At 36.5% G+C, this 14933-nt stretch carries 16 protein-coding genes; 11 read left to right on the top strand and 5 right to left on the bottom strand.

What is annotated here, in order from left to right:
• The first annotated feature begins 68 nt into the window (after positions 1–68).
• Both DXA57_RS14675 and DXA57_RS14680 read left to right on the top strand, forming a co-directional pair.
• A complete protein-coding gene (locus DXA57_RS14675) occupies positions 69–212 on the top strand; it encodes an L-rhamnose mutarotase (protein ID WP_117768028.1) in 144 nt (47 codons plus the stop codon).
• Positions 213–599: 387 nt separating this feature from the next.
• Complete coding sequence (locus tag DXA57_RS14680) at positions 600–1340, top strand: J domain-containing protein (RefSeq protein WP_158571338.1); 741 nt, start codon at positions 600–602, stop codon at positions 1338–1340.
• A 48-nt stretch (positions 1341–1388) separates the two neighbouring features.
• Here DXA57_RS14680 and DXA57_RS14685 read toward each other — a convergent pair whose 3' ends face one another.
• The gene (locus tag DXA57_RS14685) at positions 1389–1565 is read right to left on the bottom strand and encodes a toxin-antitoxin system protein (RefSeq protein ID WP_117768030.1); all 177 of its coding nucleotides are present in this window, start codon (positions 1563–1565) and stop codon (positions 1389–1391) included.
• A gap of 177 nt (positions 1566–1742) precedes the next feature.
• Between DXA57_RS14685 and DXA57_RS14690 the strand changes: the two genes are divergently transcribed.
• Positions 1743–4004 carry an Ig-like domain-containing protein gene (locus tag DXA57_RS14690; RefSeq protein ID WP_117768031.1) on the top strand — a complete coding sequence of 754 codons (2262 nt, stop codon included), beginning with the start codon at positions 1743–1745 and terminating at the stop codon, positions 4002–4004.
• A gap of 91 nt (positions 4005–4095) precedes the next feature.
• Here DXA57_RS14690 and DXA57_RS14695 read toward each other — a convergent pair whose 3' ends face one another.
• Positions 4096–4272 (bottom strand): helix-turn-helix domain-containing protein, encoded by a 177-nt coding sequence (locus DXA57_RS14695; RefSeq protein ID WP_117768032.1) that lies wholly within the window; start codon positions 4270–4272, stop codon positions 4096–4098.
• A 367-nt stretch (positions 4273–4639) separates the two neighbouring features.
• Between DXA57_RS14695 and DXA57_RS14700 the strand changes: the two genes are divergently transcribed.
• The 5 genes from DXA57_RS14700 (at position 4640) to DXA57_RS14720 (ending at position 9615) form a co-directional block, all read left to right on the top strand.
• A complete protein-coding gene (locus DXA57_RS14700; protein WP_117768033.1) occupies positions 4640–5575 on the top strand; it encodes a DUF932 domain-containing protein in 936 nt (311 codons plus the stop codon).
• Positions 5576–5595: 20 nt separating this feature from the next.
• Positions 5596–6525: a YqaJ viral recombinase family nuclease gene (locus DXA57_RS14705; protein ID WP_117768034.1), complete on the top strand. Its 930-nt coding sequence runs from the start codon at positions 5596–5598 to the stop codon at positions 6523–6525.
• Between the two features lie 64 nt (positions 6526–6589).
• Positions 6590–7387 (top strand): recombinase RecT, encoded by a 798-nt coding sequence (locus DXA57_RS14710; RefSeq protein ID WP_117768035.1) that lies wholly within the window; start codon positions 6590–6592, stop codon positions 7385–7387.
• A 131-nt stretch (positions 7388–7518) separates the two neighbouring features.
• A complete protein-coding gene (locus DXA57_RS14715; RefSeq protein ID WP_117768036.1) occupies positions 7519–8142 on the top strand; it encodes a recombinase family protein in 624 nt (207 codons plus the stop codon).
• A 141-nt stretch (positions 8143–8283) separates the two neighbouring features.
• Complete coding sequence (locus DXA57_RS14720; RefSeq protein WP_117768037.1) at positions 8284–9615, top strand: hypothetical protein; 1332 nt, start codon at positions 8284–8286, stop codon at positions 9613–9615.
• 115 nt (positions 9616–9730) lie between these two features.
• Here DXA57_RS14720 and DXA57_RS14725 read toward each other — a convergent pair whose 3' ends face one another.
• Positions 9731–10213: a relaxase/mobilization nuclease domain-containing protein gene (locus DXA57_RS14725; protein ID WP_117768038.1), complete on the bottom strand. Its 483-nt coding sequence runs from the start codon at positions 10211–10213 to the stop codon at positions 9731–9733.
• Positions 10195–10479 carry a plasmid mobilization protein gene (locus DXA57_RS14730; RefSeq protein ID WP_117768039.1) on the bottom strand — a complete coding sequence of 95 codons (285 nt, stop codon included), beginning with the start codon at positions 10477–10479 and terminating at the stop codon, positions 10195–10197. Before DXA57_RS14730 ends, DXA57_RS14725 begins: the two co-directional genes overlap by 19 nt.
• Positions 10480–10864: 385 nt before the next feature.
• Between DXA57_RS14730 and DXA57_RS14735 the strand changes: the two genes are divergently transcribed.
• The 3 genes from DXA57_RS14735 (at position 10865) to DXA57_RS17940 (ending at position 12893) form a co-directional block, all read left to right on the top strand.
• Positions 10865–11065 carry a DUF6462 family protein gene (locus DXA57_RS14735; RefSeq protein ID WP_117768040.1) on the top strand — a complete coding sequence of 67 codons (201 nt, stop codon included), beginning with the start codon at positions 10865–10867 and terminating at the stop codon, positions 11063–11065.
• Positions 11066–11083: 18 nt separating this feature from the next.
• Positions 11084–12232, top strand: a complete 1149-nt coding sequence (locus DXA57_RS14740) for a tyrosine-type recombinase/integrase (protein WP_117768041.1) — start codon at positions 11084–11086, stop codon at positions 12230–12232.
• A gap of 421 nt (positions 12233–12653) precedes the next feature.
• Positions 12654–12893 carry a J domain-containing protein gene (locus DXA57_RS17940; protein ID WP_330423280.1) on the top strand — a complete coding sequence of 80 codons (240 nt, stop codon included), beginning with the start codon at positions 12654–12656 and terminating at the stop codon, positions 12891–12893.
• A 272-nt stretch (positions 12894–13165) separates the two neighbouring features.
• On the opposite strand, the gene DXA57_RS14755 is transcribed toward DXA57_RS17940, so the two are convergent.
• Positions 13166–14314 (bottom strand): SLC13 family permease, encoded by a 1149-nt coding sequence (locus tag DXA57_RS14755; protein WP_117768042.1) that lies wholly within the window; start codon positions 14312–14314, stop codon positions 13166–13168.
• Positions 14315–14933 lie beyond the last annotated feature (619 nt).

The raw sequence follows: 14933 nt of genomic DNA on the forward strand, positions 1-14933 counted from the left end.
ATTGAGCAAGAAGCCCCCACTTCAAAATCAGTGATTTAAGTGGTGGGAGCATGTCACAATGAAACTTTATGAAGGACAGGAAGCAGAATACGAAAAACGCCATAATCAGCTCTGACCGGAAATGGTGGGATTTCATGGCTGACATTATGGAAACCAACCCGGATAACAGCCCGGTGAGCATCGATCTCCAGACCGTTTTCCATCTGGATTAGTAACTGCTCTGAACTGTTACAAAAAAATAATGATTGCAATTTCTTCCAAATTATATTATAATTCTGTGTGTAGAAGAATTTCCCCTTCAAAAATTCTTCTTACAACCCCTTATTAATTATTTATACTCCCCTCGAAAGGCCTGACAGCTCCCCTGTCAGGTCTTTCTTTTTGCCAGTATTTATGCGGCTTCCGGGACTTTTTGGGTCTAGGAAAGTGTCTGTTTATTTGTTACAGAAAATGACTTTTTTGGACGGTTGTACTCAGTTTTGTACTCAGGTGGCTGAAAATTGGAAAATGGTGGTTTTCGGACAGTTTTGTTTATTGACATGTCACAAAAAGTGGGATAAAGTAGGATGAAGTAAAAAGAGAAAATGGTGGGAGTACTTATGAAAAACTATTATGAAATATTAGAAGTTACGCCAGAAGCATCGGAAGAAGTAATAAAGGCCGCATATAAGGCCTTGGTAAAAAGGATGCATCCAGATAACGGCGGTACAGGAACTTGGAACGGAAAGACCATTGAAGATGTTAATGAAGCATATGAGGTTCTGTCTGATAAGAACAAGAGGGAAAGGTATGATTTAGAACAAAATAACTTCAAAGCAAATACAACGACCAATAGTCAGTGGGAAAGAAAAGAAGAAAAAGCGCAAGAGAATAAGAATGAGCATAAAACAGAAAATAGAGCAGAATATAAAAGAGAAGAACGACCCCAGCAAAGTGTGAAAGAAGATAATAAGTTAGAAGTATTTGAATTATTGAAGGAAAATGCTTCGGGCATTATCGGGGCAATAATTTTGGGGATTATATTTAAAAAATTAGGTTTGGCAGAGTGGCTTTTTATCGCGGCGATTTGCTGTGGAGCATATTGTGTGGTTGGTCTTGGTTCTGTTCTAATGGTTGGAGTATTGAATTTGTTTTTGCCTAAAAAACGCAAATGGGGAGAAGATGATAATACGACACTTCAAGCTTTAATAGCGTTGGTCGTATGGAAAAAATATATATTTCCACTTTTCAAGATAAGTAAGGTCGTTGATATAATATGTATGGTTTGTCTTATATGTTTCGGTATTATGTTAGCAGAAAAAATAGTAAAAACTGTTTTTGGAAGTGGAAAATCCTGTTGAGAGAAGTTTTAGAAGGGAAGAATCTAAAACTTCTCTTTTTTTACTTTACTATGAAGGACTGTGCTTAGATTTGTTAGGAAGAGAATCTTTGCTTCTTATGTAGTCTTTTAAAATGAGATTTACATATTGACTGAAAGAACGATCATCTTCTTCTGCTTCCTTTTTAAGAACTTCAATAATGTCTGAATCCAGAGTGATACTGATTTTACTTTTTAATGGCTTCATACAATACTCCTTTTTGTATCACTATAGCAGTTTGTCCGAAATAATATTGACATGTAAGATAAAGTAGGATAAAGTGGGACTTAGTAGGATTATATAAAAAAGGGGGAATTGGTGGATTCAAGTTAAGGAAAAAAGTAACATGGTAAAGATGAAAAAGAGTGAAAAAAGGAGGATAATATGTTACAGAAATTAAAGAAGATGCAGATATTGTGGATGATAATTTTTGTTATGGGGATTTTCATCTTTGGAAAAGGTACAATGAAGGCAATGGCATCTGGTGCTTTGCAGCTTAATAAGGAATATAAAATAAGCGAATTGATTGAAATGGCAAGTTATACAGGTTACTCAAGTTATTGGTTTCATAATATTGCGTTTCCGAGTGCGGGAAGAGTCCGGGTTGTATTCAAAAGTACGACAAAAGAGATTATGACTTATTGTAAATTAGGTGATAGAGGACAAATTTTTTATGATGGAATAGAAAATACAAGAAGTCAATGGTTTTCTGTTACACAAGGTCAGCAAAGTTTATATATGGAATTGAATGAAGCATATAACGTCAATAGTGAAGCTAGATTTATCTTGCAATATCAAACAAGCAATCAATATGTAGGTGAAATAGAAAGCAATGATACATTTGATACTGCTAATATGATTCAGCCAGGTATTACATATGAGGGTAATTTGACTTCAGAAGATGCGGATGTGTATAAGTTTGTTATGGCGCAGAATGGACTTGTGTTAATAAAAGCAAGTGATTTAGCAAGTCATAATGAAGTTTACTTATATAAAGAAGATGCAAATAGAAATACTAAAAAAATTAAAAAAGGCCCTGATTTTGGACGGATACGATTAAAAAAAGGAAGTTATTTCATAAGATGTGCGGGAAGAGAAAACTGGGAAGGAATTCCAGACGGAGATCCTCAAGAATACAGGTTAAAAGTTGATATAAGTTATGAGTCTGAAAAAAGTTATGAACAAGAAGAGAATAATGTAATCAATGATGCTAATGTAAAAAATGTAAATGTAAAATATACAGGCAATCTAAACGATGATGAAGATATTGACTGGTATAAATTTACTATTGATAGGAAAAGTGTGATAGCATTGGAGTCTTGGGTTCCGCGAGAAAGTTCAGATTGGGTTAAATTTGAATTATATAAGGGAACTGATAAGTTACAGGAAAATAAAACTACAACAAATCCATATAATAAGGCAGAGGGCATAATTGTAGATCCTGGAACTTATTTGCTTAGAGTAACAGGAACTTTGAATGAAGATTATGCATTTAATCTAAATTGTCGTGATTACATTTATGTCTCAAAAATTGATTTAGATTCCTCTATTGAAATTATAGTAGGTGACGAGAAAACTTTAATTGAAAAAATTTCGCCAGATAATGCGGATAATAAGACTTTAACATGGAGTAGCAGTAATCCTTCTGTTGCTGTAGTTGATTATCATGGTACGGTATCGACGAAGAAAGTAGGAACGGCAGTAATTACAGCAAAAGCCACAGATGGAAGCGGCGTTGTTGGAAGCTGTAATTTGAAGGTAAAAGCAAAGCCAGTAAAAGCTACAGGAATTGCTTTAATAGCAGAAATGACAATACAGGCAGGTTCATCTGCAAAATTGACTGCACAGGTGTTGCCAAATGAGGCCACTAATAAATCCGTTACCTGGATTAGTGATGATGAGTCCATTGCAACGGTCGATGCCTCTGGAAGAGTATTTGGTAGAAAAGCTGGTGAGACATATGTTGTTGCCGCTGTAACGGAAAGTATTGAAGACAGTGATTCCGATGATCCGGAAAACTGGATTTATGAAATCTGCTATATCACAGTAAAACCGAAACCAGTTCCGAAGTTAAATAAGAAGGCCGTTAGTGTAACGATTGGAAAGAACTACAAATTATCCTTAAAATCTGCGAAGGGTAAAGTTACTTGGAAGAGTAAATCGCCATCTATAGCAACAGTTACAAGCAGTGGTGTTGTAAAAGGTAAAAAGCCAGGAAAAGCTACAATCGTTGCAAAATGCGGCAATAAATCATATACCTGTACGGTTACGGTCAATGGATATTTTGGAAAAGGTACCTGGTATACAGCAACAGAGGGAGATTTTCATTTGATTATTCATTCTGTAGCAGGTAATAAAATGAAATATAGCATAAGGATGCCAGGCTTTTCACTGAGTCATAAGACCGCAATAATAGGAAGAAATGGAAAAGTAGCAACTGCAAGTTTCAAGTGCCGTTATGGTAAAAAACATAGTTTGACGTTTACTTATGTGAATGGAAACAGAATAAAAATTAAAGAAACTTCTTCTTGCTCAAGTAAGCTGCTGGCATGGAGTGGCAAATACTCAAAGAAAACGTTAGGACGTAGTTTTTATAAAGAAAAATACATCTATGCTCACTTTAATACAATTTCTTTTAAATATTGATTAGAAGATATAATCGTTTAATAGGGTCTAAATAACGAATGTATAAGGATCTCCCTTACCAGGAACATAAAATCTTGGTAAGGGAGATTTTTTATTTATGTGCCAAAATAAACATCAGCAGGCGGTCTTTGGGAATCCGCCAGCGGTTCTTGATTTTCATTCCTTCCAGCTCTTGTGAGTGAAGAAGGTCTAACAAAGAATTTTTTCCAATCTGTAAAATTTCTCTACATTGGTCGAAAGATAAGAGATCCGGATATTGCTCGAACATAAAAACTCCTTTCGTGAGAATGGCTTATCTGAGTTTCACTGGGTTGTATAAAGTTTATGACAGTGCTTCTTATAAGGTAGTTCGTTTAAAAAATAGAAAATAATAAGAGTCATTTTTTTGAAGAAAAGAATTAGGTTTTTTAAACTGATATAAACAGTAACGCCCGTTTTGTACAGATTTTCATTGATATATTATCCTTCTGAATCCATAGAAAAAGAAAGAAGGTGAAGAAATGAAAAAGAAATCTTTTGTACAGCAGTTAGTGGAAACCGTAGTTCTGATTTGCGAAGTGGTACAGTTCGTAAATGGTAAGCAGGAATCAAAGCAGAAAAAAGAAAACAAGAAATGATGAGAGGAGAAGATCAAGATGGCAGCAGAAGTAGAAACAATGTTCAGTGTAAGAGAAAGACCGTGGCATGGACTTGGAACAATCGTAGAGGAGGCTCCGGATTCTGAGACAGCATTAAAACTGGCGGGACTCGACTGGATGGTCGAACAGAGACAGTTATATACAGAATTTGGAAAAAATGTTCCCGGATATAAGGTAAATATCCGGGATAAAGACGAGGAAATTTTGGGAATTGTTACAGACAGGTATAAGGTGGTACAGAACACGGAAGCTTTTGCTTTTACGGATGAATTACTTGGAAAAGGCGTTCATTATGAAACTGCCGGAAGTCTGCAAAACGGAAAGAAAACGTGGATTTTGGCAAAATTACCGGAACCTTATGTGATAACCGGAGAAGAGGTAAATTCCTATCTGGTTTTCAGCAATTCTCATGATGGATTGGGAGCTATCCGGGTAGCAATTACGCCAATACGGGTTGTTTGTCAGAATACCTTAAATCTGGCTCTTAATACAGCATCCAGAAGCTGGGCATCTAAGCATATGGGAAATATTCAGGAAAAGATAGAAGAGGCAGAAGAAACCTTATTTCTGGCAGATAAGTATATGAAAGAATTTGGTAAGGAGGCAGAGAAACTTCAAAAGATAAAAATGCCGGATAAAAAAGTAGAAGAATACATAGAACTTCTTTTGCCAATCCGGGATGATATTACTTTGAGGAAGAAAAAGAATATCCATTACCTTAGAGAAGAATTAAAAATGCGCTATTTTGAAGCACCGGACTTACAGCATATGGGAAAAAATGCTTTTCGCTTTATCAATGCGGTATCTGATTTTAGTACTCATTCGACTCCTCTACGGACAACGCACCAGTACAGAGAACAGATTTTTGATAAGACGATCAAGGGGAATCCGCTGATTGATAAAGCGTATGAAATGGTGAAGGAAATCGCATAACGACGCAGAAAGGACAGAATATGAAAAAACTTGTATCAACAACAGGATTATCAGAAGAGGAATGGCTTGCTTACAGAAAAAGAGGAATCGGCGGTTCTGATGCGGGGGCGGTATGTGGATTGAATCCATATAGCTCGCCAATGAATATTTACCAAGATAAAATCAGTGATGAGATAGAGAAAAAAGATAATGAAGCAATGCGTCTGGGAAGAGATCTGGAGGATTATGTTGCCCAGCGATTTATGGAAGAGACAGGCTTGAAAGTCCGTAAAGCAAATGCCATGTTTTATGATGAAGAGAATCCATTTATGCTGGCAGATGTAGACCGTTTAATTGTAGGAGAGAAAGCAGGGCTTGAGTGTAAGACAGTAAATGCCTACAGTGCCGATAAGTGGGAGAATGGGAATATACCGCCGCATTATCAGATTCAGTGTTATCATTACATGGCGGTTTTAGGATTGGATGCCTGGTATATTGCTGCTTTGATCTTTGGAAAGGGACTGGTATATCACAAGATTCTTCGGGATGAAAGTGTGATTAAAAACCTACGTTCCATCGAAAAAGATTTTTGGCAGAATCATGTGGAAAAGAAAAATCCACCAGAAGCAGATGGTTCAGATGCCTTTGACGCTTGGATTAAAGGTGCTTTTCCAAAGGCAGACTCAGAAAAAGCAGTTCATCTTCAAGGCTTTGATGAAGGACTGAAAAGGAGAATGGAAGTGGCAGAGCTTATCAAGAAGCTGACCAAGGAAAAGAATGAAATCGAGCAGAAAATTAAAGTGTATATGGGAAATGCAGAATCAGCTGAGAATGAGAATTTCCGTGTATATTGGAAAAATATTGAAAGTAATACGCTGGACACTGCAAGGCTGAAAGAAGAAATGCCAGATGTCTATAAGAAGTACAGCAAGATAAGTTTAAGCAGAAGATTTACTGTGAAAGCGGCATGAAAAGTTTAGGGAAAGGGTGATGATTCCGTCATTCTTTCCCTGTTTATTTTTGGAGGAAAAACAGATGAATGTGAAAGAAGAACTGGCTCAGAAAGCGGAGATTACTCAGAAGGAAGTGAAATTAAAAAAGTCAATGAGTATTTCTGATATGATTCGGGCTTTACAGCCGGAAATAAAGAAAGCATTGCCCTCTGTGGTAACACCGGAAAGATTTATCAGAATGGCATTGTCAGCCCTTAATACAACGCCGAAGCTGGCAGAGTGCAGTCAGATCTCGGTATTGGCGGCCTTAATGAACGCGGCCCAGTTAGGCTTGGAGCCAAATACACCTATGGGACAGGCGTATTTGATTCCATTCAATAATAAAGGAAAGATGGAGTGTCAGTTTCAGATCGGCTACAAAGGACTTTTGGAACTGGTGTACAGAAATCCGGCTATTCAGATTATACAGGCGCAGACGGTCTATGAGAATGATTATTTTGAGTATGAGCTGGGCTTAAATTCAAGATTGATACATCGGCCGGAATTAGAGGACAGAGGAGAGATCAGATTGTTTTATGGACTCTTTAAAATGGTGAATGGCGGATATGGATTTGAGGTCATGAGCAGGCAGGAGATGGATCAGTATGCGGCCAGATATTCAAAGTCTTTTGCATCGGGTTTCAGCCCTTGGGAAAATAATTATGAAGATATGGCGAAAAAGACCATGATAAAAAGAGTTTTAAAGTATGCTCCGGTGAAGATTGAAACGGCCAGAGCGCTGATAAACGATGAATCTATAAAACTTCATTTATCAGAAGATATGAGCGAAGTGGAAAATGAAACGGTAGTAGACGGGCAGGCCGAAGAAAAGGCGGCATGAAACCATCCAAAAAAGTACACATTTTTGGACATTGAAAAAAGAAAAGAAAAAGTATCCGAAAAAGTCATATTTGTATTTATGGACATATCCAGAAATACAGAGGCTTTTTCGGACAGAGAAAGGATTTCAGCATGGGAAAATTTTTTTATGCAAGGGTTTCCAGCAAAGACCAAAACCTTGCTAGGCAAATAGAAGCATTTAAGAAAATGGGAGCAGCAGATGAGCAGATCGTATGTGACAAAGAATCTGGGAAAAATTTTAACCGAGAAAATTATAAGGCTTTGAAGTCTGCTTTGGGCCTGCGGGCGGGGGATGTTCTGATCGTGAAGGAACTGGATCGCTTCGGAAGAAATAAGCAGGAAATATTAAAGGAGCTGGAATATTGGAAGAAGAGAGAAATAAGGGTCATGGTAATAGATATTCCAACGACGATGATTGATATTCCCAAAGGGCAGGAGTGGATTATGGAAATGATAAATAATATTCTGATTGAGGTATTAAGTTCCATTGCAGAGCAGGAACGAGATAAAATCCGCCAGCGTCAAAGAGAAGGAATCGACTGTATGCCTGTCAAAAATGGAAAGAAGGTTTCAACGAAGACCGGGCGGCCTGTTGGCAGGCCTGAAATCAAAAAGCCGAATAATTGGTCAGAGAACTACGAAAAGTGGGTAAAAGGGGAGATTACAGCTAAGAAAGCAATGGAGAACTGCAAGCTAAAAAGGAGCAGTTTTTATAAACTGGTGAATGAAGAGTAGGGGGGAGAGATAAAAATAGACTGATAGATACAAAAAGAGAAATGGTATCTATCAGTTTATTTTTTATAATAATATTTGTATTATGGAAATAATCAGATAAATGTGGTAGTATATAGAAAAAATGCGGTGGGAGGAAAAATAATGGAACAGGAGAAAAATTTGAAAAAAGATAAGATTTTGATTGGTTGGAAGAAAGGTTGTTTTCGTCCAATAGAAAAAATGCAGGAGGAGAAAAAGTTAGAATCTATCGCCAAGAAGTTTCTGGGTGGTAAAATGCCAGAAGAATTGTCTTTCGGAAAAATATTTCATATACTCTGTTTAGAAGACATAGAAGAAATAAAAAAAGCTTTGGAGTTGATGGAAGAATATCCAGTGTTAATGGGTGTGTTTTCACATACCTTATATTCAGCATTTGCTTATTATTATTCCAATAAAAATAATCAAGATCGTGTATCGCTGTGCTTAGTTGCAAAGGATATAAGCATAGCGGAAGATGTTGCAGATATTTTTTGCCATGTATTATCGAATAGTTTTCAAGATAGTCCGTTAGTGTTGGATGTTAAATCGAAAAATTTGGGGAATTATTTGAAAGAATTGAAGGTGTGTTCTGATGTTCCAGTTATTTTTATAAAAAATGGGGAAATAAGATCAGAGGATAAAAAGAAAATAGATCGTATTCTGCAAAAAGAAGAGATAAAATTAGTTCCAATATATGTAAATAAAACTAAGCTAAAAGGTACATGGGGGGCTGAGTTAAATAAAGTAGAGTTACCCAGAACTATAGCTGAAAAAAAACGACTAAAAAGTGCTATACATACTATGATGTATCTTTTTTTGTGGAATTTGGAATCTGATATGAGCAATAAAAATGGCATAATAGAGCGTTTGGAACAATGCGGAAGACGTGAATTAGAAGAGGAATTTTGTCAAATATGTTATGTAACGTTTTCTTATCTTTTAAAATATATAGAAAATGCAGCAAAATCTATACTTACAGATGATGATGAGGCTTTATTAGAAAGAATAAAAGAAAAGGCCCAATATTTACTACTTAATGAGAATGGGGATGGAGAAAAAGTAGAAGAATTAACAGATAAAGAATATATTTCAAACCTGTATGATTTTATTCAAAAAGAATTGAAAAAGAATGAAAGTCTCATAAATGAAGCAGAAGCAGTCGTTCTTTGTCAGCCAGGTACAGGAAAACAATTTGAAGAAAATGAAGAATACTACTGGTTAAAAACTAAAACATATGCAGGAGCTTTCCTGGAATATATGAAAAAGGAAAAAGAGTATTCAGGAAAAGTGGGAGAACTTGCCGAATCTGTACGAGAGGCGCTAAAAAGTAATGAATTGATAAAATGGGATAAAAATAATATCAGTTGGTCGCGATGGGTAGGCGGAGAAAAAAACAGTTATATTATGATGAATAAAGAAAAGTTTGATAAGTTTGTAGCTAAAGAAAATCAATAAGAGAGAGTCATTTTATCTATTAGAAGGGGCTGATGAACAGTAATCTGTTCACGGCCCCTTTTTTAGATTATGCGTCATAACCGCATAAAATCAGGCTTTATGACACACGACCGCTTCAAAAATAGGTGGTCAGCGTGTAGGTTTCAATAAAGTTTTTCAAGGAATAGAAGGAAGTCTCATTCCAAACCATTTTTTTACCAGTTCTGAAATTCACGGTATTCACGGCAAAATGTAAATGAAGATGTTTGCTGTCTTCATGCAGAGCGAAAATTATTTGATATTCCCCGTTAAAATATTCTGCAATTTGATAGCCGATGCTTTGAAATTGCCGCAGAGAATATAGTTTTTCTTCTCCCTCAGAAAAGGAAACGATGAAGTGTTGAAGCGGTATACCTCTGGTTTTCCGGAAACTTTTTTTGACTTGTTTAAATTGCTTAATGACATCAGAGGCACTTGTGAGGCTTACTCCAATGCCGCCAGTTATGTTATGTGGGATTTTTGAAGGGCGAAGTATGTAACTGATGATATTATTTACAACGTCATTTTTTTCGCTATTGTTTTTATATTGTGAGGATGGGACTATTTTAAAATTTGGCATAAACGGTGAAGCTCCTTTCTGACAGTGTGAAAATTGAGGTATCGTGGAGAAGATGCAAGCAGATTGTCAAGAGTTTGGAGCGTACAAAAAACTTCCTGTTTATGGGTATCCCATTCGGAAGATTCAGGATCTTGGTCTTGAGATAGGCAAAGTGAAATAATAAAGTTGCTGACACTTTTTCCTTTGGATTCTGCGAGAGCAGTCAGATGTTCTTTTTCCTCTTTTGTACAGCGGAAAGTGATTTTTTGATCTTTGGTCTGGGGCATAAGAGTGTCTCCTTTCTTGAAATTGGAATTCCTAAAGCTAAAAGTATATTATAAATTTAATATTAAAAAATATTAACAGTAAAATTTTATTATAAAAATATCTATATTTTTATTCTGTCATATGTCATAACGTCATAAGATATTCTTTATTACAGGAATAGTAAAAGGTCAGACATGATTCTGAGGCCTGTAAATAATCAGCCAATAGGATATTTTGAAATTTGTACGGCATTTTCCTATATCGTGAGCGTAAAGGCTCTTTTTTTGTATATATATTATCTTCAAGTAACAGAGAGTGTTTCTCTTTATCTTATTGTATAGGCGAAATATAAAAAAATATTTTTCGATAACAGTAGGGTAAAAAAAGACAAAAGGAGATGCCACTATGAGAAAATTAAAAATTGAAAAGAAATCATTTATCCATCCTATTAGCATTGGAAAAGATGACGCAAAACAACGATATGGAATTGGCGAAAGCAGCCTCAACAAAATAGCCAGGGAGATCGGCGCAGAGATAAGAGTGGGCAGGCGGAAATTATATCTCACATCAAAGATGGACGCTTACTTTGAGAATTTGCCAAAATAGAAAACTGGAGGAAGAACCATGGCTATGAAACAGAAAAAAGTGTTACCACAGGGAATACGATATAGAGAAGACCGTGATGATTATATGGGACGTTTTCAATATGAAGGAGAAACGTACTGGGTTTATGGCAAAACGGTTGATGAAACATTAAAAAAATTAAATGACCGACGTTATGAAGTGACACATGATATGTATTTCAAGGAAACAGAGGTTACAGTAAATTCTTGGTTTGCAACTTGGATTAAGGAATATAAGCGCATGGAAGTTAAAAAAGGAACCATAATCAACTATACAGAAACTTATAAATCCTACATAGAAAAGGAATTGGGAAAAAGAAAACTGAAAGATATACGTCCAGATCAAATACAGCATTTATTTAATGAGATGGCCGAGCAATATGCAAAGCAGACAATAAAACTGGTAAAGGCTGTTTTGAATGGAATGTATAGACAGGCAATTATCAACAGGCTTGTTAGGGACAATCCTGTTTCTGTTACAAGAATACCAAAAACGAAAACCAAGGAGAAGAAAAAAGCAATGACGCAAGAGGAACAGGAAATTTTTATGAAATATGCGGAAGGAACAGTATGTGAAAATATTATTTCCTTTGCGCTGGGAACTGGAATGAGAATCGGAGAGATTCGTGCGTTGCAATGGCAGGATGTAGATTTTAATGAAAAAATCATTAGAGTTCGACATACCTTAAAGACCAGTAAAGGAGAGGGGTATTGGTTAGATACCGCTAAGAGTGAATCAAGTGTAAGAGAAATCTTTATGCTTGAAAGAATCTATTACCTATTAAAAGAAGAAAAGAGAGAACAAAATAAAAGAAAACTGAGGGCTGGAATTTATTGGCAACCAGATGAAGGATTGGAGAATCTGGTTTTTACTACAGATGAGGGAAGACCTTATAGTCATACAAAAGTAAATACTGAAATAAAGAAGATTCAGGAGAGAATGACAGAAGACGGAATCATAATGTTTAAAATTACACCGCATATTTTCCGGCATACGTTTGCTACCCGAGCGCTTGAAAATGGTCTTCCGGTAAAAGCAGTGCAGGAGTTTCTGGGGCATAGTTCAAGTGCCATTACCTTAGATACTTATTCTCATGTATCAGATAAATGGAAGAGAAAAGAAATGCAAAAGATGGAGAAAATTATATAAGGAAAATAAAAGTGTACTCAACTTGTACTCAGGGCGGAGTTTTATTGTAATTGATCGGCGGTTAGAATATTATGAAAAACGATATATTCGCCAATATATTGATTACTCTCATTGTATTTAAAATAATGACATAGCCCCTTATTAATTATTTATACTCCCCTCGAAAGACCTGACAGCTCCCCTGTCAGGCCTTTCTTTTTCCCAGTATTTATGCGGGTTGCGGGACTTTGGGTGTCTCAGAAAGCGTCTGTTTATTCGAGTCAGAAAATGACTTTTTTGGACGGTTGTACTCAGTTTTGTACTCAGGTGGCTGAAAATTGGGGAATGGTGTTTTTCGGACAGTTTTGCTTGTTGACACGTCACAAAAAGTAGGATAAAGCAGGATAAAATAAAAAGAAAAAGAAAAATAGTGGGAGTACTTATGAAAAATTATTATGAAATATTAGAAGTTACGCCGGAAGCATCGGAAGAAGTCATAAAGGCCGCATATAAAGCTTTGGTAAAAAGGATGCATCCAGATAACGGCGGTACAGGAACCTGGAACGGAAAGATAAGATACTTTATCCCTATTCCAGACAGGTACGCAGAGCATGACACTCACAAAGCAGTGTCCATTCAGATAGTTGGAACCGTTGTGTACAGCATGGTCAAACAGTTTTGAAACATTTTCAAATTTTGTGCCAAATTTAGATACCATCGTATCATCCACGCACAGAAATACAGGCTGCGTCTGCAATGAATCCGGTATCAGCTTCAAAGTAATCCTGACAGTGGTATTCATAAATCTGGAATAATTAACCTTTGCATAGGAACATGCATAATAAAATACATTCAGTGATTTCTCCGCGGCTTTTCTTCCAGGATGGGAGAGTGCCGCGGAGAATTTTTTGCGAAGAAAGAATTGTTATAGCTTTTGTAATTCCGGGAAAACCTTTATCTAAGAAAAAAATACAATATTAACATGAATATCATGAATATAATATTGGAGGCTGTGAATATTCCCAAATACTTCCCTTTCAGATTCCTGTTTTCTTTTGCAATATATTTGAAACTTATCAGGCTTGCCATGGATGCAATCAGAGTGCCGAGACCTCCAATATTGGTTCCGACAATTAAAGCCCGGTAATTATCTGTAAAGCCGGATAAAAGAAGCGCAGCGGGAACATTGCTCATAATCTGACTGGCAAGAACAGCAGTAAGTGTTTCCCTTCCTGCCATGATTCTTTCCAGAAAACTGCTGAATTGCGGAATCCTTCCAAGGTTGCCGATAAAAATAAATAATGCGATAAAGGTGGCAAGCAGGGAGTAATCCACCCTGCTTATATTTTCCCTGTTTCTTAGCAGCATATATATAAGAACCAATACAAGAGGAATCTGGTATGGAATGATACGTGCAACAGTGAGCAGGCAGATTGTAAATAAGATCAGGTAAGCGGCCAGGTATTCCATGTTAAGTTCTTTTCTGTCAGAGAATCCCAAAAGAGTTTTATCTTTTTCGGAACCGCATACGTGAGGTGCTTTGGCAGCGGCTACCTGTATCCATATCAGAAGAAGGATAAGTGCTGTGGTGGAATAGGGAAGCATCAGGGTTATTAATTCTGCCGCGGACATCCCTGCTCTGGCATATAGATAAAGGTTCTGCGGATTTCCGATTGGTGTGAGCATGCTTCCGAGATTAGCAGCGATTGTCTGCATGGCTACTATTTTAAGAAGCCAGTAATTGCCCAGTTCCTTTGGCAGTTTATGCACAATGATCAGTGCAAGAGGAACAAAAGTAATCAATGCCACATCATTGGTGATCACCATTGACAGGAAGAAACATAAGAGTACCAACAGCCTGATCACACCCACAGTTCCCGATGTTCCCATCAGCAATTTTTTGGCAAGTATATCAAAAACACCAACAGCCTTCAAACCAGCTACAATTGCCATCAAACAAAAGAGGAGCCCGAGAGTCCTGAAATCGATATAAGTAAAATAAGCCTTATCCGGTCTGACCCAGAACATAGAAAGAAGCGCCAGGATCACTGCAATTGACAAAACGGTTTCTTTCCTGAAAAAAACATATAATTTTTGTAACATAATATTTCCTTTCCGGTCTGATACGACCGCGTATAAGTATATCACAGAAACATCCAGAAAAAAAGAATATCATTTTGTATTGTGGATTGTGTTTGTGATTACCGCCTCATTCCTGTATAATAAAAATGTTATCAATGGCGACATCATTTCAAAAGTTCAGAATATGAAAAGGAAAATGTTTTGGAAGAACTATGCAGAAAATATCAGGGAAAAACAATAAAAGATGACTATGGGAAAAATTCCAAGGAATTAAGATTCTGCCCTATCAGAACGAACATTCTTCTGAGTACCGTACAAAAAGCGTACAGGAATTTCGTTTTGAATTAAGTCAGGGCATTCGCAGTCAGATATTTTTTGCCACTTTCGTGAAAAATATCGAAACACATATAAAATCAAATGCCATGACAAAGGCCTTAAAACAGCTGATTCATCAACAAGTCTATCATTTATAAAGTTGTAAACTGGTGTTAAACCTATATTATTCACGGCAAAGCCGTGAAAGTGGCTGAAAGCCACATAGTTACTGTGCTTTAACTGAACATTGCTTTTCACCTATCAAGTGAATGAAAAAAGAGCATCCACTTGTGATAAGATTAAGGTGTCGAATCTCAAATAATAC

Origin of the sequence: Blautia sp. OF03-15BH, assembly GCF_003463065.1 — a bacterium.
Lineage (GTDB): Bacteria > Bacillota > Clostridia > Lachnospirales > Lachnospiraceae > Limivivens.

Coding starts and splice junctions, on each gene's coding strand:
- DXA57_RS14675 (WP_117768028.1), top strand. CDS start 69: ATGAAGGACAGGAAGCAGAATACGAAAAACGCCATAATCAGCTCTGAC.
- DXA57_RS14680 (WP_158571338.1), top strand. CDS start 600: ATGAAAAACTATTATGAAATATTAGAAGTTACGCCAGAAGCATCGGAA.
- DXA57_RS14685 (WP_117768030.1), bottom strand. CDS start 1,565: ATGAAGCCATTAAAAAGTAAAATCAGTATCACTCTGGATTCAGACATT.
- DXA57_RS14690 (WP_117768031.1), top strand. CDS start 1,743: ATGTTACAGAAATTAAAGAAGATGCAGATATTGTGGATGATAATTTTT.
- DXA57_RS14695 (WP_117768032.1), bottom strand. CDS start 4,272: ATGTTCGAGCAATATCCGGATCTCTTATCTTTCGACCAATGTAGAGAA.
- DXA57_RS14700 (WP_117768033.1), top strand. CDS start 4,640: ATGGCAGCAGAAGTAGAAACAATGTTCAGTGTAAGAGAAAGACCGTGG.
- DXA57_RS14705 (WP_117768034.1), top strand. CDS start 5,596: ATGAAAAAACTTGTATCAACAACAGGATTATCAGAAGAGGAATGGCTT.
- DXA57_RS14710 (WP_117768035.1), top strand. CDS start 6,590: ATGAATGTGAAAGAAGAACTGGCTCAGAAAGCGGAGATTACTCAGAAG.
- DXA57_RS14715 (WP_117768036.1), top strand. CDS start 7,519: ATGGGAAAATTTTTTTATGCAAGGGTTTCCAGCAAAGACCAAAACCTT.
- DXA57_RS14720 (WP_117768037.1), top strand. CDS start 8,284: ATGGAACAGGAGAAAAATTTGAAAAAAGATAAGATTTTGATTGGTTGG.
- DXA57_RS14725 (WP_117768038.1), bottom strand. CDS start 10,213: ATGCCAAATTTTAAAATAGTCCCATCCTCACAATATAAAAACAATAGC.
- DXA57_RS14730 (WP_117768039.1), bottom strand. CDS start 10,479: ATGCCCCAGACCAAAGATCAAAAAATCACTTTCCGCTGTACAAAAGAG.
- DXA57_RS14735 (WP_117768040.1), top strand. CDS start 10,865: ATGAGAAAATTAAAAATTGAAAAGAAATCATTTATCCATCCTATTAGC.
- DXA57_RS14740 (WP_117768041.1), top strand. CDS start 11,084: ATGGCTATGAAACAGAAAAAAGTGTTACCACAGGGAATACGATATAGA.
- DXA57_RS17940 (WP_330423280.1), top strand. CDS start 12,654: ATGAAAAATTATTATGAAATATTAGAAGTTACGCCGGAAGCATCGGAA.
- DXA57_RS14755 (WP_117768042.1), bottom strand. CDS start 14,314: ATGTTACAAAAATTATATGTTTTTTTCAGGAAAGAAACCGTTTTGTCA.